The following is a 22,805-nucleotide window of genomic DNA, read 5'->3' on the forward strand; positions in this document are numbered from 1 at the left end:
CTATTAGTATTCTAATAGTGCAATTTGTTACATTCAATTGTATATAAAACATTTTTATTTGTAGTAGCTACTCTTGGTATCTTAATTTGATTTTTTGAAATTCCTTTCATAAGTAAAAATTCCTTTACCTTATTAAAAGTTCCCTCTTTAAGTATTATTACCTTTGGTCTAGCTAGTCCGCTTTTGCCCCTAAATCTCTTATATGCTAAATTACAACTTTTTAACTCCTCATCTAAAGTGGTTTCAATATTTCTAACTAATTCTTTTGTAACCTTCCCCTTAATTTCAAAATAAAATTGATATCTTCCAGGTGTTCTTGAATTATCAGCAACTGTTGTATAATCTATTAAATTAAGTTTAAGCTTATTTTTCGTATTATTAATTGCAGCTGTTAAATGCTCTTCAGTTGTTTTTTCTGATACCATATTTAACACTTGATTTCTTCTATATAAAAATTCTATTTCAGGTGAATTGTTATAAAAACCTATAACTTTAATAACATCACCTAACTTATATCTATAAAGTCCTGTATAAGTAGTAATAACTAATTCATAGCTTTTTCCTATTTCTAATTCATCAGCACAAAATGTCATTGGGTTATTTTTATTTAATTCTTCTGATGGAATAAACTCATAAAAAACTGTATCTGGTATTATTACATATCTTATACTTTTAACATATGGATTCATACCTATGATACCTTCTGATGCTGCATAACAAGGTGAATGTATTGGAATTGATCCTGAATAATAATTAACCATCTCATCATAAATTGTAAAATTAGCTCCTGTAACTGCTGCTATATATTGTAGTTCTGGCCAAACTCTCCTGCAAATTCCCTTAAAACCCTTTTTAAATTCTGATTCTAATTCATCTGCCCTGCTAGCATTTGGAGATAAATATTTATTTAATGCTTTTCTAGTTTCTTCATCAATATTTAATGCTTTGCTTACTCTCCCTTTACGAATATCTTTTACTAACATATCAGAATTTTTCTCCATAACCCTTAGTAAATCTAATATGTTTGAAATAAAAATACCAGATATATATAATAGCTTCTTCTCTATTAATCCAAAAAGTACATGTAAATAAAGTGATACTTCCTTATCTTTAATTTTCATCACTTCATAAGGTGAAGTATATAAATATGGTAAAAAACTTTTCATGCCATTGATCCCGCCTGAAGTAGCTGAACAAATGGGTATTCCTCCATCAGTATAAGTATTCATTACTACATCTGCAATCATTAATCCCCTACCATAATTCCAATTTTCTTTAAAATTATTATAAGAAAATCTAGTCATCAATAATGCCATATATTTTGCAGCTTTCATTCTGCTAGACTTTGTTACTGGAATTAATTTTTGTTTACCTGTAGTTCCTGAAGTATTTCCAAAATACTCAACATTCTGTGTTGTTAATATATTTTTTTCACCATTAGCCATACGTTCAATATAATTATCATAATACGAATAGTCAGTTAAGGGGACTTTTTTCTTAAAATCACTTACAGAAAGTATATTTTTAAATTCAAATTTGTCCCCTATTTCACTCCTAGCATTTTTTGATAAGATATCAAACAACAAGTCATTATTAACTTTCTTAAAGTTTTTAGTTTCTTTATTAAAATTTCTTTCGACGACTCCTCCACAACCAATAATTGTCCTATAAAGTACCTTACTTATTATGGACATATTTGTACACATCCTATGATAGTTTTTCATAAGCATTATATGAAATTTATTTTAGAATGTTAATAATTTGCTTATACCACTATTTGTTTAATAAATATAATTTTATCCTTGAAAATCTTTATCTAAAGGGCTAAAAAAGATTATTAAGTTACTATAAGGTTAGTCAATAATATCCATTTACTATTTTCATTAAGTTTTTTAATAATCTTTTTGACAATTTTTCTTATACAAACTTAATTCCTTTCCAACAATACTAATTACATATATTTTAATTAATCATATTACTAATTTACTAATAAATAAAAATCCACGACATTTCTGTCATTGATTTCGCCTGTGGAAACAAAACATATCTATTATTACAGTAGCACCTGCTACCTTTTTATTAATTCTTAACTACAGTACCATTCTCCATTTTATTTTTTCTAATCTATTTTAATTATATCTTATAGTTATGCAAATTCACAATATTAGCTTTATCAACAAATCCTGCATTAAACCATGGAAACTCTTTAGTTACATTTTCTATTGATTGTGAAAGCCATCTAACATAAGGATCATATATATTTTTTATTAAATTTTCATCCTCTATATGATAATAAGGGCATAAATCAAATTCTCTTGATCCCAATAACAGTACACCAGAAAAATGGTAAAATAATAGAGGTGAATCATCTACATAAACAACATTATTCTTTTTTGAAACTTTATAACTTTTTATATTCCACAATGCAACATTTGCTCCAATAGAGTTTATTATATGCACATTTTTAAATATACTAGGCCAATCTTCTACATACCTTTGGTCTCCAAAAGTTTTATTAGCTACATCATATTCAACTGTACATTTCTTTAAGCACCTATCTCCCCAAAGCCTAAGTGCAGCTTTTGCTTCATCATTATTTTTAAATCCTACAAATCCTGTATTATATAATCCACTTAATTCATAATACATCTTAAACTCTTCTGAGTTTCTATGATCTATTAGAAAAATTGATGCATCAGGATTCTCATTAAAAATATAATCTAAGTCAGAAAAAAAGAATAAATCTGCATCTACATGTGCATAATATTTCGCATTGTCATATTTATTAATTACATAATATAAAAATATAGGTTTTAGTGTCCAACAATATTCATGAAATATTCTATTAGACTTAGCCATTTCTAAATCATAATTATTTTCCTCTATATCCTTTAATTGTACTAAAACAATATTTTTAAATCCTATTTTATTTAGTATATGGTAAACGGAATCATTCATACATAAAATAAATAACTTAAAATCACTACAACAGTTTTCTAAAGAAACATACATTGGTATTAATTTAAATAAATTTGATTCCGATAAAATCATTGATAAATGATATTTACTCATACCTACCCTCCTCTTCAGTATATTTTTAGAATTTAATAATAAACATTATAAACGTCTCTTATTAAAGCTAACATGGCTTCTGTAAAGTGTTTAATTCCAAATTTATCTCTTAAAATTTTAACTTCCATAATTAATTTGTTTACATCAGTATCTATAGTTGAAATAACTTTATTTATACTTATAAAATCCTCTCTAACGTAGCGACGTCTACATGTCTGAAGTAATTCTAAAAATATATCTAAAAGAGGTTTGAAATAGCTTACAGATATCATATTGTTTATATCTTTAGTTAATTCATTAAAATCATAATCATTAATTGATGTTATACCAGAGGTACAAACTAATATCACATCTAAAAAATAATTATTATTGTATTTTTCACATATATAATTTATATTTTCACGTGTTTCAGGTATATTAATATTGGTAGGGTGTTCTTGATGAACATTTAATATATTTTTATCAAATATAAATTTGCTCCCAGATTTATATAGCCTTATTCCTAAATCATAATCTTCAAATCCATATCCAACTATACTTTCATCAAACATTCCCACTTCTATTACTCTGTTTCTTTCTGCAGAAGCATTATTAGTTATAAAAAATCTCCATGGCAGACGATAATCTTTTAATTCTTCATTATGATTTTTTAATATATTTTTTAGCCCTCTCATAAATTCTGCATCTAAGTCAAAAGACTTATTTATATAACTTCCATCAATTATTGATTCAACATCTATTAATGGAGACTTATCTACCATATTAAGCTTTTCATCTTGTTTAGGCACAGTTTGATCTAAATAATTTTCAATGCTTGAAGCTAATTCTTTATAATAAAAAGTAAAAATTCTTTTCCATGGAACTCCACATACAACTATATCTTTTTCTTCATGATGTTTTAAATGCCTAGTTATAAAATCTTTACTAGCTATCATGTCACTATCATGAAATATTAAAATATCACCAACTGCTCTTTTTATGCCTTCATTTCTTCCACGAGCAATTCCTCTATTTTTTTCAAGTCTCACAAATTTAAAAGCAAATTTAGCATTAAAATTTTCTAACATTTCTAGAGTATTATCGATAGATCCATTATCAACTACAATAACTTCAAAAATATTGAAGTCACAATCTTGATTATTTAAGGATATAAGATTGTAGTATAATCGCTCTTTAGAATTATATGATGGTATTATAACACTTGCTTTCATATATTTTTCTTCCCTCCTTACTCTTAACAAATTTCTTTTTTAATTATCATCAATAGCAGCTACTGTAATATATTCCTTAAAATTTGGATCTATCTTTTCAACATCATCAATAATTTTTCCAAGTGATCTTTTGTATATTTGGTAAATAAATGGTATATTCACTCTATCTTCTTCATGCACCTGCCTAATATCATATTTACTAATTATTCTAAATCCACTAAAGTGATAAAATATTAATTTGTTATTATTAACCATTACATTATCATTTGAAACTGTAAACTTATATTTCAAATAATTCCAATGCCCTATATTTATTCCTTGAGTTGTTATTTCGTAAACATTATTAAATAGGAATGGCATGTCATCAAGATATTTTTGATCTCCAAATTTATTATCTTCAGGATTTGAAGTACAACTATCTACACACATTTTATCCCACCAATTAACACACTGTAATCCGTTAATATCTTTTTTAAAGCTAATAAACCCTGAGTTAAAATTTCCAGTGAGAGTTTGCATAGTATTATTAAATTCTTTCGAATACATAGGCAAAAATATTTCTCCACTAGATAGTAAAACGGAAGCATCTGGTTGATTTTCAAATATTACATTAGGATTTTGATAAAAGAATAAATCTGAATCTATATAAGTTACTCTATTAATTGAATCATCTAAAGTAAATATATGCTTTATAAATCCAGGCTTTAATGTCCAACAATATTGGTTTAATTTTCTCGAAGCCTTAATTTCTAACAAATCTTCTCTATTTAATTCAGCAATTGTTACTAACACTATTTTATCTAAATTTATTTCTTTAAGAAATTCATAGCATTTTTCATCTACACAAAGGATATATACTTTAAAGTTTTCCATATTTTTATATAAAGATAAACAACATGCAATTGCCTGAATTAATCTAGTTCTTGATACAACCATACAAAAAACACTATTTTGCATCATTTATATCTCCTTTTTAAGGAAATCCTTATACCACTCTATAGTTTTTCTTAGCCCCTCATCAATCGTATAATTTGGACTCCATCCTAATACAGTTCTTGCTTTCTTTGCTGATAAATATTGATGTATTATTTCATTACTTCCTTGATTTAATATTATAGGCTTCATGCTACTTCCCATAATCTTCAATATTTTATTAACTAGCTCTAAAACTGTTAATTGTATTTCATTACTAAAATTAAAAGCTTGTCCCTCTAAATTAAGTTCAACAACCTTTTCAGCTAAATTAATATATGCATCTACTGCATCCTCTATATAAAAATAATCACGAATGAAGCTTCCATCACTTCTTATTACTGGAGCTTCATTATTTAATATAGATTGAATACTTTGTGGAATGATTCTATTAAAATTTAAATCTCCACCACCATAAAGATTTCCACATCTTGTAATACATACTGGCAATTTGTAAGTTTCATAATAAGTTTGAGCAATTAAATCTGCACAACTTTTTGAAACATCATAAGGGTGCTTTCCTTGAAGCGGCATATTTTCATCATATGGAAGTTTTTCTTGATCTCCATAAGCTTTATCACTAGATGCTACTATTACTTGTTTAATTAATGGACTTTTTCTTGCTGCCTCAAGTATATTCCAAGTTCCTTCTATATTAGATTTAAAAGTTCCAAGTGGGTTTCTATTTGCAACTCCAACAATGGCCTGAGCAGCTAAATGAAATACTGTATCTATTTCATATTCTCCAAGTGTCCTTTCTATTAATAAATAATCTTCTAAGGCACCGTGTACAACATTAACCTTTTTATATTCTTCTCCAACATATATATTTGATTGTGGTATATAATCTCTTACTAAGATAGTTACATTAGCTCCATAGTTTACTAATTTTTTAACTAAATAACTTCCTAAAAATCCAGTGCCACCAGTTATAAAAACATTTTTATTATTCCAAAACGTACTTACCATATTTTCCACGCTCCTTTTCCTTCGTTCCAAATTTTATTTACATTATTTATATCATTTAAAGTGTCCATAGCAGTCCAAAATCCATTGTGAATATATACTGCTAATTGATTATCTTTAACTAATTTTTTTAATGGATTTTGTTCTAAAACACATGTTGCATCGTTTTCTAAATAGTCAAATATTTCTGGTTCAAAAACAAAAAATCCACCATTTATTATTCCATCAATATTCTTTTTCTCCTCAAAAGACTTAGCTAACCCATCTTCTACACTTAAAATTCCATATTGGCTTTTCTTATATATGCCTGTAACTGTTGCTATTTTCCCCTGCTCTTTATGAAATTTTAATAATTCATCTATATTTATATCAGCTAGTCCATCTCCATAAGTTAACATAAATGTTTCATTTCCAATATACTTTTGAGCCTTTTTTAATCTTCCACCTGTCATAGTTTCAATACCTGTATCAATGAAGTTTATTCTCCATGGCTCTGGTTCAGAATCTACATTAATATCTCCGCTTTTCATATCTAAAAGAAAACTTCTAGTCTTCCATGAATAATCTATAAAATATTCTTTTATTTTTTCCCCTTTATAGCCTAACAAAAACATATAGTCATTAAATCCATAATGACTATATATTTTCATTATGTGCCATACTATAGGCATACCCCCAACCTCACATAAAGGTTTGGGAATATTCATTGTTAACTGACTCATTCTAATTCCTTTTCCTCCAGCAAGTATAACAACTTTCATCTTTTGCCCTCCATTATCTTAATTAGTTTTTTTATTTTTCAAATCTAGTATTGAATCAAGATCTGAATATCCACAATTCTTGTATTCATCGTATAAAATTATAACTATCAAAGTAATTACACACCTATCATACATATTTGAAGTAACTATCTCATGACTTATATTTATAATACATTTATCTTTTATAAACTCATTAATTTCACATTCCAATTTTTTTGGACTTGCACCTTTTAATATCTTTACTTTCATTTTACTTACCTATCCTTATCGCTTTTCATAATATATATTATTCATGAACATTTATTGTGCTACTGATTTTAATATCTTACATTTAAATATAGAGTCCTCTCTAAAACAAAATTATAAAATTTCTTGGTAAATTGACAAGAAACTTCTTTTGAGCTTATAGATTATTACCCTTGAACTATAAAGTAATTTCCTGGATACAGTAATGTATATAGAAAAGTCACAACTCTTAAAAATATAATGGGTTTAATCAAAAGTGATAAAACCAAAAAAAACGTACAGAAAAATCTGTACGTTTCTTGTTTTGTGTTATTTACTTCAAAACCTATTACTTAATATTCCCTTTGTTCCATTACTAATTAATAATTTCAAGTAACTATAAATAATTTAGCCACACTCTATTAATTATAAATTAGAAATCAAAATTATCTTGGTCTCGTCCTACTCTTAAATCTTTATTTAAGTTATCTATCTTTTCCATATCATCGTCACTCATATTAAAATCAAATATATCTATATTTTCAATTAATCTTCTTTCATTTGTAGATTTATGGATAGTTACTATTCGACTTTGTAAATCCCAACATAGTACTTACTTGTGCTGCTGTTTTATTGTACTTATTAGCTATTTCTTTTAATGTCTCATTTTCTAACAATCCATTTCCAGCCATTAAAGGTGACCAAGCTTCAACTTGAATATCATTTTCTCTGCAGAATTCTCTAACCTTTTGTATAACTCTAAATCTCTTAATGTTAGGAATTACTTATAAAAAGTACACTCCACTTAAAGAATTTATATATTTTTATTTTTTATATCCTATAGATTTTTTAGGACATTTATTTACACACCTACCACATTGTATGCAATCATAATAAGTTATACTTTCATTCTTATATTCATGAACGTTTATTCCCATAGGACACGTTTTTGTACATAACTTACATGATACACAAGAATCATTAATGCTTAATAAAATATTTTTATTCTGCTTATTTCTAAATTTTGATATAAATGCAGCTATACTTCCCATTGGGCAAAAATTACACCATGCTCTTTCATTGTAAAATGGAGCTAATATTAAACCTATAATAGTTGTTATTACTATAAGTCTGTATATTACAAATCCCATTCCATATAAATTCCCCCAGTTTTTTATCATACCAGTAGTAAATACAGTAAGCATTAGTACTATAGCAACTAGTCTGAAATATACTGATTTAATAAATTTAGGAACTTTCTTTTTATTACTAAACTTAGATACTACATTATCATAAAAGCTTCCCCTAGGACATAAATTTCCACACCAAAATCTACCTCTAAATGTAGCAACTATTATAGGTGCAACCATACAAATTGATGCAATCAATCCAATTCTAAAATCAAACATACCCAAAATCAAAAAAATTATTAGAATTACATACGACCACTTTTTCCAAATTTTAATTAAACTGCTCATGCATATCCCCCTTAAATTTATTTATGACAGTTTTACTATTTAATTATACAGATTAATATATATCCTTCTGTGACTTTATTACATATCTATTTACGATATGCTAACCTACTATTATCCATATTGGACACCTCCTTGTATTATAGTTGTAGTCGGCAAACCTACTATAACTTATTAAAATCTATGCAGTTGTCATTTGCTATCTTATCTTTTATAATATACATATTTAAATTAATCCAACTAATACAACTATCAAGAATTATTGCATCACTAGATACCACATTTTCTTTTGATTTTAAAACGTTATCCACATTATCAATATTCCATACTTCAATTTGAAATTCTAAACCTTCAAGCATCTCCAGAATCTTCATTTTTAATCTACCAGAATTAGAAACTGGCTTATCTAAATAAAATATAGCTTTTTTAATTTTATGCTCTAATAAAAATTCACCTATTAACTTAATTGCAACTTCAGTTTTATCTATAACTGAATAAGTGCCTCTAAGTCCTGCTAAATCTCTTATTGTTTCGTCCATAGACTTAATAATTAAAGAATTAGATAAAGCAACCTCTAAAGTTATTATTGTATTAAACCCATCTATATGTACTTCTTCAATATTTGAAAGATTAGTAATTTCCTTAGACTCTCTTTTTATAACATCATCATATCTAGATATTCCTCTAACCAATGCAGGTCTTTGCCTTTCAGATAACAAATAATGATTACCTATAAAAGTTGAAGTTCCTTTAATTTTGTATCCTCTATTTAAAAGATACAATAAATCCTCCGATGCTTCATATAATTTATTTAAATTTTCATTTCTAAATTCTTTTTCATCTGTAGGTACATAACCTCTTCTAGTTATTTTACTCATAATTTCTTCCTTAAAAATTAATATTTATTTATTAATATTATTAGACGGAATTATATTAAAATACATATACCTGTTATTTAAAGTTTCTTTCTAATTTGCTAAATAAAAATGTAGTTACCGTATTCTAAAATAAAGTAACTACATTTATCTTTTCATAATAAGATTATTATCCTACTAATTTTGTAGTTACTGCATTCTTAGATAAGGTAACTACATTTATTATTTAAATTACAATTGATTTATTTGCTTTATTAATCATCTTTGCTGGGATTTCCTCGTGTAATTCCAAAATAAAGCTTATCGGTTTATTTCCAGTATGACTTCTATATTCACAAGTTCCTAAATATGTGAATGGAGATGTTAGACCATCCTTTGATTTATACATTCTACCAAATAGAGCTATTTTATTTCCAATCTTTAAATAATCGATATATCTTTGTTCTGTTATGCTTTCAACTACATATCTTATATTCATATTTTATATTTCATTTATTAAATAATTTTGTAGTTACTATATTTTTAGATAAAGTAACTACATTTATCTATTAAATACTAATAGAATAGATTGATTTGACTTATTTCCCTCCAAACATATTAGTCTCTAAATAATCCTCTAAAAATACCTTTAGTTATATTCCATAATTAGCATAATATTTTTTACTAATAATCATAAACTATCATTATGAAGATATTAGTTTTAAAAAAGGTAATTTTATGACTGAAACAGAAAAGGCCTATATTACTGGAATTATTGATGGAGAAGGTAGTATAATGCTACAAAGAATACATAAGAATGAACACCCATCCCCTTGTGTATCGATTGCTTCAACAACATTGACTAATATTGCCCCTAGGGTGCTTGTGGGAAGCTTTGCGACCCACTTTCTTTTGGCCCGGGGGGCTTGTGGGGCTCAAAGAGGCCCACTTTCTCTTCATCACCATTAATACTGTGTTAAATTTTACCTAGTATTATACATAAAAATATTGGTCACTCTGTACATTCTTATCTTAGCATTTATAACCATTTACATATATCCGATATGTCGGTAAAAATAATTAAAAAGCGTACTAAATAAATATTTGAACTTGATATGTTTACTTTTAGCATATGGCTCGAGAGGATAGAAAGTACGTAAAATGCCATTAGTCGCTCCCTGGAACATTTATATGATAAATCAATTTTATATTAGGCTATGTTTTAAGATACTGTTGATTTTTAATAGCACTGGTGTTTCTGGTTGTCGGTAGCTACTGATTGCTAAAATTTACTTCAATAGAGCAAATCTAGCATGAGCAAGTTTATACTATACTGAATATCTACAGCTTTATATAATAGAACTTTTAACAGAGCTTTATATTAAAGTATTTGGATAATTTCACTAAGATTGTTTTCTTCTATTTTCCTTTGTAAATTTTCAGAAAATAAATCATCTAAATATTTGTCCACCTGAAATGCGGAAAAAATTATCAAATAACTATTTCTTGTTGACAATATACTTTCCCACACTGTATTGGGTTCCAACCAGAGAATCTCATTCTTAGCTTGTAGATCATATTTTCTTTTAATCTCATCTTTATGTATTTTTATAAAATCCCATAGAGCCGCACTGCTAATAGTAGTTTCACCATAAGGTATTCCTATTAAGTCAAAAATCTTTGTCAATGCTTGTTTTTTTAATCCATAATATGAACTCTGTGCATTACAAATATAATCGTCCAAATACTTTGTCGAAATTCCCTTTACTTTACCATTAATAATTAAATCTGCTATCGATGTTTTATGCATTCTATACTGACAATATTTTATTGGGAAAGATGTATTCTCATAGACTTTCTTAAAATTCTCTTCATCACCCCATACTTCAATATGGTTACATATGTATTGCTTTGAGAAACTAATTTTTTTATTGCTAATTAAAATATCACAATTTTTTTTAATAATACCGCACTTGTCATTCAAATGCTTCATAATATCAATGATTTCAATTTCATTTATTCGCTTTTTATAATTTATTAAAATTTTTATTATCTCATCTATTTCAAGTTCATAAATAGCTTTTCCAATACTCCGCATAGTAATTCCTGAAATATTCATGCTTTCTCTAGATAAACTAGTTACAATCTCATTTTCATATGGTTCTGAATTCAATATATCTAATGCAACAAAAGGAATATCTATTCCGCTTAATTGTTTAAAATTTTTCACATCAAATATCACATTGGAAATCATATCATTATAAAACACTGTATTTTGTTTGTCTAAAATTTGCTTTAATTTTTTATCACTATCACTTAATTCATCGTAATCAATTTCTAGCCAATCCCCTTTATATACTTTAATTCCAGCCTCTGGCTCAATAAACCAATCATCCTTATCTAGTTTCACTATTTCTTGCTTTTCACCATCAACTTCAATTATTATTGAATTTTGAGATTTTGTAAGATAATTCTCTAACCCCAATTCCTGGATATAATCTTCAATTGTCTTTTTCTCATCTATTATATTATCTTTTAGATGTAATCTAACGATTGTAAATGAAGGTTTGTCCACTTTCATTATATCATCTGGTATTTCATCTATCCAAGTGACCTGCTTTTTTTCATTCTTAATATAAAGTCTAAAAGATAGCAGTATTCCATTTTCCATTTTAGTATAAACTTCTGCATTTTCTCCTAACAAAAATAACGACAATATTCCAACACCATATTTACCCACTAAACCCTTTTCATTTTTATCTTTACTAGTTTTACCAACAGTTAGAAAGCATTCCCTTACAACTTTAATATCCATTCCTGTTCCATTATCTTCAATTTGTAAATACTCATTTCTTTCACTATCCTTGATTAGTTTTATACTTATAGCTGAATTAACCCCCTTAATCTTACATGCATCTAATGCATTTTGAAGCAATTCTCTCACAACAACTTTAGTCTTTTTTTGTAATTGATACAATGGTTTTATCAATAATTCAATAACATTATCCGAAATATTAAATTTCAATTTTCCAAAACTCTGACTTAATACTACATCATTTATAGCTTTATAAAACTTATCATAATAATTTAGATAGAAGCATGTTATGTTGATACTTTTTCCATTTAATAATTCAATTTTTTTCTGCTCTACTCGCTCATCATCAATACTTACAACATAATCCACTATCCATATACGTTTTTCAAATTCCTCTTTTTGTTCTTCTGTCATAATATCAATCATCACTGTCAAAATATCTTTTATATTTCTATCAGAAATACTATATCCGATAAAAATAACTGGATATTCCCAAAACATTGTTAATATTTTTGAATATAAATATTTACTTTTATTGAAGAATCCATCATAATCTTCTTTAGTAATAACAATAGTATCAGGTTTAGTAATACAACCATGAATCTTATACAGATTACTCCTATTCTCTTCCGTATTTTCTCCTCCACATAAAAACCATTCTTGCCCTATCTGAACATCACATCTACCCTTAAAAATAAAATCTTCTAGTAAAGTATCATAATTAGTCGTTATGATCGCTTTAGGATGCGTTTTACTTAATTCCAATATTTCAATCATTTTTTTTCGAATATCTGAGGCACCACTAATATCACATGCAATTTCATCATATAGTTTTGCTTGTTCACTAATTATGAATGAGTCATATTTATCAAATTTTTCTACAATATCATATAACCTTTTTATTATATTTTCTCTAAACTCCTCTACATTTCCAAAATCATACTTTTCTTTATATTTATCAGAATATTGTTTAATAAATTCAGAAATATAATTTCTGAGAAACATTCTATGATTTCCTTTTTCTACTGATTCAGAATCTGCTTGCCTAAAAAAATAATATTCAAGTTCTTGAGCAATTTTTTCATTTTCCTCATTACATGCTTTCTTTATAACATCAAAATTACAGTTTACCTCATTTGATAGTTTATTTAGTAGACCTTCCCAGTTTGGTAATTCCAAATACCTTCTTGATAAACCAGATCCTATAAAAAACATAGGCTTCTTATTTGTTTTTCTCAAAATCCGTTGCATCTCATTTAATTTTTCCTCTATTATGTACATAACTTTCATCCTCTTTTCACTAATTCCAATACCACATTTATTTCACTGATAGTCTTCTTATCAATTTCATACCTTAACTAATAACTTGATTCTTTTTCCATTTTTACAATCTTATGCACTATCTGAAATCTAGGTATTAACTAATTCAATAATTTTTTCTTATTTTTAGATAGTAATTTCATACATATACCCCTAATATTTGATATCAATATTCTAATTCTTGCTTCCTTTGACAAATGCTTTCTTCGGCATCTTTCTATACAGTGAATCAAGGTTAAAGAGATTACTTTTCTGCTTATAATCATACTTTCTCCAAGTATATTGGTTCTTCTTTCTATGTGTTGAAAGCCAAATATCCTCGTTTTCATAAAAATCATTATCATCTCTTATATCTACATGTAAAAATGAATAGCTATTATTGATATAATTTACGTTAAAACATGTAAATCTCTGCTGCGTAATTTCTTTTTCTGTTATTTTTTCCCCCATTCAAATCCCCCTACATTATATCTTTTAATTAAATTATAACACACTTCCAAATTTTCCACATTAATCAATATTTTAACTTAAAAAGATAAAGATACAGTATTTTACACATAAAAATAACCTATGCTCCTGACTAGTACATAGGTTGTAATATAAAAAAACCTTATTTATGGTAAGATTCATTATCTTTATTCTAAAATAAATAACCCTCGACAACACATATATGTACTGTCGAGGGTTTCATGGTGGAGGCGAGGGGTCATGTGCATCCATAATTTCTTAATGGCACTGACTATATCTTAGTGTATAAATCTTATACACTCTTGGCGTCTTATAGAAGCTCAGTATAGTTTATGTCTTCTATCCTAGTATTCCATTGCTTTCGCTTTAGGAACCTATAAGTCGATACGAGGCTGTTGAATTTCTTCACATACCTCTCGGTATTGCCGGTAAGTAGCACTACTTACTACGGGTTCACCGATAAAGCCAAGTTATCACTTATGAATCACTTCATAAGGCGACTCATCTTACGAATCGAACCCCTGTCCGAAAGCAGACCAGCCTGACTTTCTACGAGCGTAGTTTGTGACTAAAATTTCGGTCCTTAGTTCGCTCACAAACAAACTCCTAATTCCCTAGCTTCATGAATACCCCTTTAGCTCAAAGCTTTGCTAAACTTCGTTTCCCACTTCAATGACACCAGTGATCCAGAGCGTGGGCACCCTGGGCTGATGAGCGGCTATATTAAGCTGCTAATGCAAAATTGTCTTCTGCGTTTATCTTTAATGCATACTTTATTATCGAGGTGACATGCTTGCCTCGGCTCGCTTATCAAACCCATCTTACCCCCGTCGAAGCCAAAACGCCCCCAGGTTAAGAATTAGTTTAACGCGAAATATTCAATTTTGACTACGTGTAAATTATATATTATATAGATTTCTATGTCAACTTAGATTTAATCCTTGCTTACCACAATTTTCTTTTTAAAATTTAAAAATAATAACCAACTTATTAATTTTTCTTCATTAATAAGATAGCTAGCATTTAATAAAAAATGAAAGTTTATTTCTAATCTAAAATCAACTTTATATAACACACAATTTCTACATACTTATATTATAACAAACTCCTTTTAATTTAAACCTAATCTTATTAGCATTAAGGGAAAAAGCTTCTTATATTACTATTTTTATAATTAATTTCTTAATAAAAAGTAGATATATATAAGTTTGCTTATTTTGTCACTAGTTTCTAAGTTATAGCAAACCTATATAAATACTATTCCCATTGACCTAGTAATTTCAATTTTTTCATATAAGGAAATTGCTTATCAAATTCTTCTACCTTCTCTGGATTTAGATTTTCAAATACTTTTGATTCAAAAAATTTTCCATGTACATCTTCAAGTCTATATAGTATTAATTCTATCATTTTTTCATTTCTTAATTATTATCAGCAGGATAAACTACTCCAATTTGTTTTCTCGCTTCTTCAATAACTTCAATTATATTTCTAGAAACTTCTAATGAATTAATCTTAGAATCTCTTTCTCCATTTTTAATTAAATTAGCAAACTCTTCTACTTCATAGCACATATTAGCTTCTTTATGTTCTAATGTTAAATCTTCTTCTCTACCATCTCTATATATTATTTTTACATTATTAAATGTATTAATTCTGTCTATTATAATGCTACCCTCTTCCCCTTGAATTTCTGATGGAAGATATGAATTGCTTATTTTAGAGTATATTACAGTTCCCTCCATATCATCATATCCAAAGACTACGCTACCTTCTCCATCAACTCCAGTTTCTAGCATTATTCCATTTGATTTTATTGTATTTGGCCTTCCAAAAAGATTTACCATTGGTGCTATACAATAAACTCCTATATCCATAATAGCTCCATTTGATAGTTCTTTCTTAAAAGCATTTAACACTTCTCCAGCCTTATATTTATCATATCTTGAAGAGTATTGACAATAGCTTGCAAAATACTTTCTAATCTTACCAATCTTATGAAGATTATCTTTAATAACTCTAAAGTTTGGAAGTAATGTCGTTTTCATTGCCTCCATTAAGACAACATCATTTTCCTTTGCTGCTTTTATCATTGCATCAGCTTCCTTTGTATTTGAAGCAAAAGCCTTTTCTCCAAGCACGTGCTTTTTATGATTTAAAAATAATATAGCTTGCTCAGCATGCATTGCATTAGGTGAAGCTATATAAACAGCATCAATCAAATCACTCTTAGCCATTTCTTCTAAATCTGTAAATATATTTTCAATATTAAACTTATTTGCAAACTCCCTGGCTCTTTCCTCAGTTCTTGAATAAACAGCAGATATATTTACACCTTCAACTTCTCTCGCTCCAGCTATTAACCATTCAGTTATAAAATTAGTTCCTATAACACCAATATTAATCATTAATAATCCCTCCAACTCATTTGTACCATTTATTTACTCATTTCAATTATATATTATATTACTAATATTTTCTATCAAGACTTAACCACTCAATTATATATTAACTCTATTCCTTCATTTTCTATAATTCAACTAAAGTGAATTTCCTCCCCAACACCTTCCCACTTTCCCTTTTTAACTCTTTAACTTTTCATAATTCAGCCCGTCTGAATTATTTCATTAATTATCCATTATCAATTGTCAATTATTTATTAATATAATAATTTTTCTCCTAACTGCACATACTACTATTATTAAATTCTTGTATTTCATAATATGTATTATTTTAAAATACGATAAAGCTTGATTATATTTTATATGGTTATTAATAGGGAGGTTTTTTATATGCGAAATATCTTTAAAGATATAGATAAAAAAAAGATATTAAAAGCAAGTAGTTATTTACTATTTCCAATTTTTCTTATAACTAATTTTGTGTTTTTTATTTCTAAGACCTCAAATTCGTCTTTTGTGCCTTCTGTATTTTTCAGTGAAGGCTATGAAAATGAACCAATTGCGCATGCTGGTACTTTTATAACCGATAGTGATGAAAATTTAGAAACTTCTATAATTTCATTCTTGAATGATTTATATAGTACTCGTAATAAATCTTTTACTACTGGTAATGTTGAAGATCTTTATAAGTTTTATGATATTTCTCAAACCTTTAGTAGTTACTCATTGAAACATGAGTTTAAAAGGATTGCTTTTTTAAGAGATTGGGCAAGTGAAAGGAATATAAGTTTTAAAAATATAGAATCCACACCTAAAATATTGTCTTTAAAAGGAAATGATAACACATATAGTCTAACATTAAGTGAAGAATATAAAATTGATTACATATATAATGATGCATCTGAAAAGATTAATAATTTTGGTGTTTCTTTAATACACACATTAGAGTTAAAGACATTTGGAAACTCTTTTATAGTTACTAAAGATTACTATCAAGATTGCTTTGAGGGTGGTCTAGGGCAATATGATTTTAATTTAACTGAAAAGAATATTCCAATAACTAAATATAGGGCTTATAATTTAAACTTTAAAATTAATCCTACACCTGAAAATAGCTCTACTTATAATAGGGAAGCTGCTGTAAATTATGCTAATAAGTATTCTGGAATATCTTTTGCAAATAACTTGGATAGTAAATATAATTCAAATTATTATACCTATGTTGCTGGATCTGGAAATTGTACTAATTTCATATCCCAATGCTTAGCTGATAGCCTTGAAGGTGGTGGAATACCACAAGATAAAAATTGGTCTTATAAATTTAATGAATCTAAAGGAGTAATGGCAAGTGAAACTTGGGTTAACTCTGAGAAACTTTTAGAATATCTTTTATCTAGTAATAAAGCATTTATATCTTTTTCAGGATCTTTTAATGAAATTTTAGATAGTATGTCTAAATCAAGTAATGAAATAAACTTAGGTGATTTAGTTATATATAAACAAGGTGATTATATTGAACATAGTGCTATAATTACAGGTTTTGATAATGCTGGGTATCCTTTAGTTAATTCTAATTCTATTGATAAGTTTAAAATGCCTTTTGATTTAGGTTGGAACAACGATACTTCCGAATTTTACATAGTGTCCTTAAAATAAATTATAAAAATAAACTAGGCTAAAGTTAATTTTAAATTTAACTTATAGCCTAGTTTTAACCATATAACTTTAAATAACTAAACTTAAAACACTTAAAATTTAAACAAGCAAATCTTGTAATGTATATCTTGAAAATTCATGAAGAAATGCACTTAAAGATTCATTCATTATTCCCTTTAACTTACAGCCTGAAGTTATAAATGGACAACAATCTTCCTTACTAAAGCATTGTGCAATATTTAGGTTATCTTCTGTTATACGAACAACTTCTCCTAAATTTATATCTTGAGGTTCTAAACCTAATTTTAATCCACCAGTTCTACCTTTCATAGATATAACTAAATCTGTTTTAGCAAGTTTGTGTATTATTTTCTTTAAATGATGCTCTGAAATCTCTAATTTTTTTGCTAATTCTTCAACAGTACATAGCTTGTCTCTATTTTCAGCTAAATATACTAAAGCTCTGAATGAGTAATCGGTAAATTTTGATAAGTACATGAAAATTCCTCTCTTTCGTACAATTATTATAATAACCTTATTAATAATCTCTAGTAATCTTTATATAAGTATATAAATAAAGATTTTATACTTATATTTTATACAAAAACCACCCTTTTAAATTATACTATACTTTCACATAAAACTACTCAAAAAAATGTACAATATTTACAATTTTTTAACAAAGTTTGTTTTTTCTTAATATAATCAGGTATAAATATATGCGAAAAGAGTTATTCGCTAACGCATTAAGTCATAAAGACTAATAAAATTTCGTTAGAAATAACTCTTTAATATTATTTATTTAAATATTCATCTATAGCTTCAGCTGCCTTTTTACCGGCTCCCATTGCTAAAATAACAGTTGCTGCTCCAGTTACAGCATCTCCACCTGCATAAACTCCTTCTTTTGTTGTAAGTCCATGTTCATCTGCAACTATACATTTCCACTTATTAGTTTCAAGACCTTTTGTTGTTGATGATATAAGTGGGTTTGGTGAAGTTCCAAGTGACATAATTACTGTGTCAACATCCATAACATATTCTGAACCTTCTTTAACTACTGGCTTTCTTCTTCCTGATTCATCTGGTTCACCAAGTTCCATTTGAACACATTTCATTCCCTTTACCCAACCATTCTCATCTACTAAAATTTCTGTTGGGTTAGTTAATATATCAAAGATTACACCTTCTTCTTTAGCATGATGTACTTCTTCAACTCTTGCTGGAAGTTCAGATTCACTTCTTCTATAAACAATGTGAGTTTCAGCTCCTAGTCTTAAAGCAGTTCTTGCAGCATCCATAGCAACGTTTCCTCCGCCTACTACCGCTACTTTCTTGCCTACTTTAACCGGTGTATGATATTCTTCTTTAAATGCCTTCATTAAATTTACTCTTGTTAAGAATTCATTTGCAGATAAAACTCCATTTGCATTTTCACCTGAAATTCCCATAAACTTAGGAAGACCTGCCCCTGATCCTATAAATACTGCTTCAAAACCTTCATCTTCCATAAGCTCGTCTATAGTTATAGTTCTTCCTATGATAACATTAGTTTCAATCTTTACTCCAAGTTTTTTTATGTTTTCAATTTCTGCTCTTACTACGTCATCCTTAGGTAATCTAAACTCAGGAATTCCATAAACTAAAACTCCGCCCGGCTCATGTAAAGCTTCAAAAATAGTTACATCATATCCCTTTTTAGCTAAATCTCCTGCACAAGTTAATCCAGCTGGACCACTACCTATAACTGCTACCTTTTTATTTTTATCTTCTTCTCTATCTGCTAATTCTACGTTATGTTTTCTTGACCAGTCTGCTATAAATCTTTCTAATTTACCAATTGAAACTGGTTCCCCTTTAATTCCTAATACGCATTTACCTTCACATTGACTTTCTTGTGGACATACTCTACCACAAACAGCTGGTAATGCACTATATTTCGCTACTTCTTTAGCTGCTTTTTCAAATTCTCCATTTTTCATATATGATATAAAACCTGGAATATTTATTGATACTGGACATCCATCTACGCATTTTGGATTTTTACAAGTTAAACATCTATTTGCTTCTTGTATTGCTTCTTCGTCTATATATCCTAAACATACTTCTTCAAAGTTTTTTGCTCTTACTTCTGGAGCTTGTTCTGAAACAGGTACTCTTTTCATTCTATCTTGCATATTCATAACTATTCCACCTTGCATCCACAACCGCCGTGATTATGAGTGTCCCCTTCCTCGATTTTTAGTTGAGCTCTTCCTTCTTCGCTCTTATACATTGCTTGTCTTCTCATTGATTCATCAAAATCAACTAAGTGACCATCAAATTCTGGTCCATCAACACATGCAAATTTTACTTTTCCACCTACAGTAACTCTACATGCTCCACACATTCCAGTTCCATCTACCATTATTGGATTTAAGCTTACTGTTGTTGGTATATTTAATTCCTTAGTTAGCATTGCCATAAATTTCATCATTATCATAGGTCCAATTACCACTGCATGATCATATTTATTTCCCTTTTCTTCAACTAAGTGCTTTAAACAATCTGTTACTCTACCATTAAATCCATATGTTCCATCATCTGTTGCTATATATAAATTGCCTGCAACTTCTTTCATTTCATCTTCTAATATTAATAAGTCCTTAGTTCTACTTCCTACTATTACATCACAAGCAATACCATTTTCATGCATCAATTTAACTTGAGGATATACCGGTGCTGCCCCCACACCACCTGCTATAAATATTATATTCTTCTTTTTAAGCTCTTCTAGGTCTTCATGTATAAACTCACTTGGTTGTCCTAAAGGCCCAACAAAATCACTTACATAATCTCCTTCTTCAAAATTAGCTAATTCTTTTGTTCCTCTTCCTACAGCTTGGAATACTATAGTAACAGTTCCTTTAACTTTATCATAATCAGCTATTGTTAGAGGAATTCTTTCCCCTTTTTCATTATTTTTAATAATTATAAATTGTCCTGGCTTAGCAGACTTAGCAACTCTTGGTGCTTCTATATCCATAAGATATATATTATCAGTAAGTTCTCTTTTATTCACTATCTTATACATGATTGTTCCCCCCTGGCTTATTTTCATATCAATCTTATCTTATCATTTTTTAAATATTCACACAATTACTTAATGTAAATATTATTCTGTATTACTAAATACTGTACTTTGATTCATTTCAATCATTTTATTTATATCAACTATTTTATTTATATTAATTGCATGCCTTTATTATTACCATATTTTTATCTAGATTACCGCATTTTTATCCAGATTATATGTCTCTACCTTTTCAAATTAAGGTTACCTCAAAAAGAAAATTATTTCAGTTTAAGATAACCTTAAAAAATTCAATCTATTAACTTATAAAACTTAAAGTATTTTAGAAATTAACTTTAGTTCCATAATATGTGCATTCAAATAATTTTTCCATTGTTGCATCATCAATTTCTCTTGGATTAGATCCAGTACATGCATCTAAAACTGCATTATGAGAAATAAATTCTAGATTAGCTTTAAAGTCTTCTTCTGTTACTCCGTATTCTTTAACTGTATGTGGAATGTTTAACTCTGTATTTAGATCATTAATCATTTCTATTAATGAATCTGTTAATTCTGCATCAGTTTCACCTTTTAATTTTAATGCTCTTGCTATATCTGCATATCTATCTTCACATTTAGTTCTATTATATTGAATTACATATGGTAAGAAAATTGCATTTGCACATCCATGAGGAATATGGAATACTGCTCCTGTCTTATGAGCCATTGAGTGAACTATTCCAAGTAGTGCATTAGAAAATGCCATTCCTGCTAAGCATTGAGCTTCATGCATTAAGTTTCTAGCTTGCTTGTCTCCATTGTATGAAGCAACTAAGTTTTCTTTAACCATTTCAATAGCTTTCATAGCTAATGGATCTGAGAAATTTGATCTTAATGATGCAGTGTAAGCTTCTATAGCATGAGTTAATGCATCCATTCCAGTATGTGCCACAAGTTTAGCTGGCATAGTTTGCGCTAAATCTGGATCTACTATGGCAATATCTGGAGTTATGTTAAAGTCTGCTAGAGGATATTTAATTTTTGCCTTGTAATCTGTTATAACAGAAAATGCTGTTACTTCTGTAGCTGTACCACTTGTTGATGGGATTGCTACAAATTTAGCCTTTTGTCTAAGTTCAGGTAATCCAAATGGAATAACTGCTTGTTCAAATGTAAAGTCTGGGTATTCATAGAAAATCCACATTGCTTTTGCAGCATCTATTGGTGATCCTCCCCCCATTGCAACAATCCAATCCGGCTCGAATTTTCTCATTGCTTCTGCTCCACTCATAACAGTTTCTACTGATGGATCTGGTTCAACTCCTTCAAAAAGTTCAACTTCCATTCCAGCTTCTTTTAAGTATGTTTCAACTTTATCTAAGAATCCAAAGCGCTTCATTGAGCCTCCACCAACTACAACAAATGCTTTCTTTCCTTTTAATGTCTTTAATGCCTCTAATGATCCTTCTCCATGATATAAATCTCTTGGTAATGTAAAACGAGCCATAATAAAACCTCCTAAATTTATATAATTTATTTTTTACTTTTTTACA

General features: G+C 28.1%; 19 protein-coding genes, 1 other RNA gene and 2 pseudogenes. 2 read left to right on the forward strand and 20 right to left on the reverse strand.

What is annotated here, in order from left to right; translation table 11 throughout:
* Positions 1-11: 11 nt before the first annotated feature.
* The 11 genes and pseudogenes from J2Z25_RS04240 to J2Z25_RS04290 form a co-directional block, all read right to left on the reverse strand.
* Positions 12-1,694 carry a GH3 auxin-responsive promoter family protein gene (locus J2Z25_RS04240; protein ID WP_209738595.1) on the reverse strand — a complete coding sequence of 561 codons (1,683 nt, stop codon included), beginning with the start codon at positions 1,692-1,694 and terminating at the stop codon, positions 12-14.
* 439 nt (positions 1,695-2,133) lie between these two features.
* On the reverse strand, positions 2,134-3,072 hold the full coding sequence (locus J2Z25_RS04245; protein ID WP_209738596.1) for a hypothetical protein: 939 nt from the start codon (positions 3,070-3,072) through the stop codon (positions 2,134-2,136).
* Between the two features lie 32 nt (positions 3,073-3,104).
* A complete protein-coding gene (locus J2Z25_RS04250) occupies positions 3,105-4,283 on the reverse strand; it encodes a glycosyltransferase family 2 protein (protein WP_209738598.1) in 1,179 nt (392 codons plus the stop codon).
* A gap of 39 nt (positions 4,284-4,322) precedes the next feature.
* A complete protein-coding gene (locus J2Z25_RS04255) occupies positions 4,323-5,243 on the reverse strand; it encodes a hypothetical protein (protein WP_245173060.1) in 921 nt (306 codons plus the stop codon).
* Positions 5,244-6,224 carry a GDP-mannose 4,6-dehydratase gene (locus tag J2Z25_RS04260; RefSeq protein WP_209738624.1) on the reverse strand — a complete coding sequence of 327 codons (981 nt, stop codon included), beginning with the start codon at positions 6,222-6,224 and terminating at the stop codon, positions 5,244-5,246. It lies immediately after the preceding gene.
* Entirely contained in the window at positions 6,218-6,982 is a 765-nt protein-coding gene (rfbF, locus tag J2Z25_RS04265) for a glucose-1-phosphate cytidylyltransferase (RefSeq protein WP_209738626.1), read from the reverse strand. The genes J2Z25_RS04260 and rfbF overlap by 7 nt, the downstream gene beginning before the upstream one ends.
* A gap of 18 nt (positions 6,983-7,000) precedes the next feature.
* On the reverse strand, positions 7,001-7,231 hold the full coding sequence (locus tag J2Z25_RS04270) for a hypothetical protein (RefSeq protein WP_142418960.1): 231 nt from the start codon (positions 7,229-7,231) through the stop codon (positions 7,001-7,003).
* A gap of 545 nt (positions 7,232-7,776) precedes the next feature.
* The gene (locus tag J2Z25_RS18900) at positions 7,777-7,899 is read right to left on the reverse strand and encodes a hypothetical protein (protein ID WP_342451338.1); all 123 of its coding nucleotides are present in this window, start codon (positions 7,897-7,899) and stop codon (positions 7,777-7,779) included.
* A 132-nt stretch (positions 7,900-8,031) separates the two neighbouring features.
* Positions 8,032-8,685: a 4Fe-4S binding protein gene (locus J2Z25_RS04280; RefSeq protein ID WP_209738628.1), complete on the reverse strand. Its 654-nt coding sequence runs from the start codon at positions 8,683-8,685 to the stop codon at positions 8,032-8,034.
* A gap of 161 nt (positions 8,686-8,846) precedes the next feature.
* A complete protein-coding gene (locus J2Z25_RS04285) occupies positions 8,847-9,560 on the reverse strand; it encodes a DUF434 domain-containing protein (RefSeq protein WP_209738629.1) in 714 nt (237 codons plus the stop codon).
* A gap of 223 nt (positions 9,561-9,783) precedes the next feature.
* Positions 9,784-10,017, reverse strand: a pseudogene (locus tag J2Z25_RS04290) (hypothetical protein); the annotation flags it as partial.
* 257 nt (positions 10,018-10,274) lie between these two features.
* Here J2Z25_RS04290 and J2Z25_RS18960 point away from each other — a divergent pair.
* A pseudogene (locus J2Z25_RS18960) lies at positions 10,275-10,397 on the forward strand (LAGLIDADG family homing endonuclease); the annotation flags it as partial.
* Positions 10,398-10,917: 520 nt separating this feature from the next.
* Here the strand turns inward: J2Z25_RS18960 and J2Z25_RS04295 are convergent.
* The 5 genes from J2Z25_RS04295 to J2Z25_RS04315 form a co-directional block, all read right to left on the reverse strand.
* A complete protein-coding gene (locus J2Z25_RS04295; RefSeq protein WP_209738637.1) occupies positions 10,918-13,632 on the reverse strand; it encodes an SIR2 family protein in 2,715 nt (904 codons plus the stop codon).
* A gap of 213 nt (positions 13,633-13,845) precedes the next feature.
* Positions 13,846-14,121, reverse strand: coding sequence for a hypothetical protein (locus tag J2Z25_RS04300; RefSeq protein ID WP_209738925.1), 276 nt, complete (start codon positions 14,119-14,121; stop codon positions 13,846-13,848).
* A 527-nt stretch (positions 14,122-14,648) separates the two neighbouring features.
* Positions 14,649-14,980: a transfer-messenger RNA gene (ssrA, locus tag J2Z25_RS04305) on the reverse strand.
* 416 nt (positions 14,981-15,396) lie between these two features.
* A complete protein-coding gene (locus tag J2Z25_RS04310; RefSeq protein ID WP_205692096.1) occupies positions 15,397-15,549 on the reverse strand; it encodes a hypothetical protein in 153 nt (50 codons plus the stop codon).
* An 11-nt stretch (positions 15,550-15,560) separates the two neighbouring features.
* Positions 15,561-16,547: a Gfo/Idh/MocA family protein gene (locus tag J2Z25_RS04315; RefSeq protein WP_209738639.1), complete on the reverse strand. Its 987-nt coding sequence runs from the start codon at positions 16,545-16,547 to the stop codon at positions 15,561-15,563.
* A 384-nt stretch (positions 16,548-16,931) separates the two neighbouring features.
* On the opposite strand from J2Z25_RS04315, the gene J2Z25_RS04320 reads away from it, so the two are divergent.
* The gene (locus J2Z25_RS04320) at positions 16,932-18,197 is read left to right on the forward strand and encodes an amidase domain-containing protein (RefSeq protein ID WP_209738641.1); all 1,266 of its coding nucleotides are present in this window, start codon (positions 16,932-16,934) and stop codon (positions 18,195-18,197) included.
* 99 nt (positions 18,198-18,296) lie between these two features.
* Here the strand turns inward: J2Z25_RS04320 and J2Z25_RS04325 are convergent, their stop codons facing one another.
* The 4 genes from J2Z25_RS04325 to J2Z25_RS04340 all read right to left on the reverse strand — a co-directional run bounded on the left by J2Z25_RS04325 (position 18,297) and on the right by J2Z25_RS04340 (position 22,759).
* The gene (locus J2Z25_RS04325) at positions 18,297-18,695 is read right to left on the reverse strand and encodes an RrF2 family transcriptional regulator (RefSeq protein ID WP_008680155.1); all 399 of its coding nucleotides are present in this window, start codon (positions 18,693-18,695) and stop codon (positions 18,297-18,299) included.
* A 296-nt stretch (positions 18,696-18,991) separates the two neighbouring features.
* Entirely contained in the window at positions 18,992-20,380 is a 1,389-nt protein-coding gene (gene gltA / locus J2Z25_RS04330; RefSeq protein ID WP_035285953.1) for an NADPH-dependent glutamate synthase, read from the reverse strand.
* A gap of 2 nt (positions 20,381-20,382) precedes the next feature.
* On the reverse strand, positions 20,383-21,270 hold the full coding sequence (locus J2Z25_RS04335; RefSeq protein ID WP_209738642.1) for a sulfide/dihydroorotate dehydrogenase-like FAD/NAD-binding protein: 888 nt from the start codon (positions 21,268-21,270) through the stop codon (positions 20,383-20,385).
* A gap of 322 nt (positions 21,271-21,592) precedes the next feature.
* Complete coding sequence (locus J2Z25_RS04340) at positions 21,593-22,759, reverse strand: iron-containing alcohol dehydrogenase (RefSeq protein WP_209738644.1); 1,167 nt, start codon at positions 22,757-22,759, stop codon at positions 21,593-21,595.
* Between the last annotated feature and the right edge of the window lie 46 nt (positions 22,760-22,805).

Origin of the sequence: Clostridium tertium, assembly GCF_017873245.1 — a bacterium.
In the GTDB taxonomy this organism is placed as follows: domain Bacteria; phylum Bacillota; class Clostridia; order Clostridiales; family Clostridiaceae; genus Clostridium; species Clostridium tertium.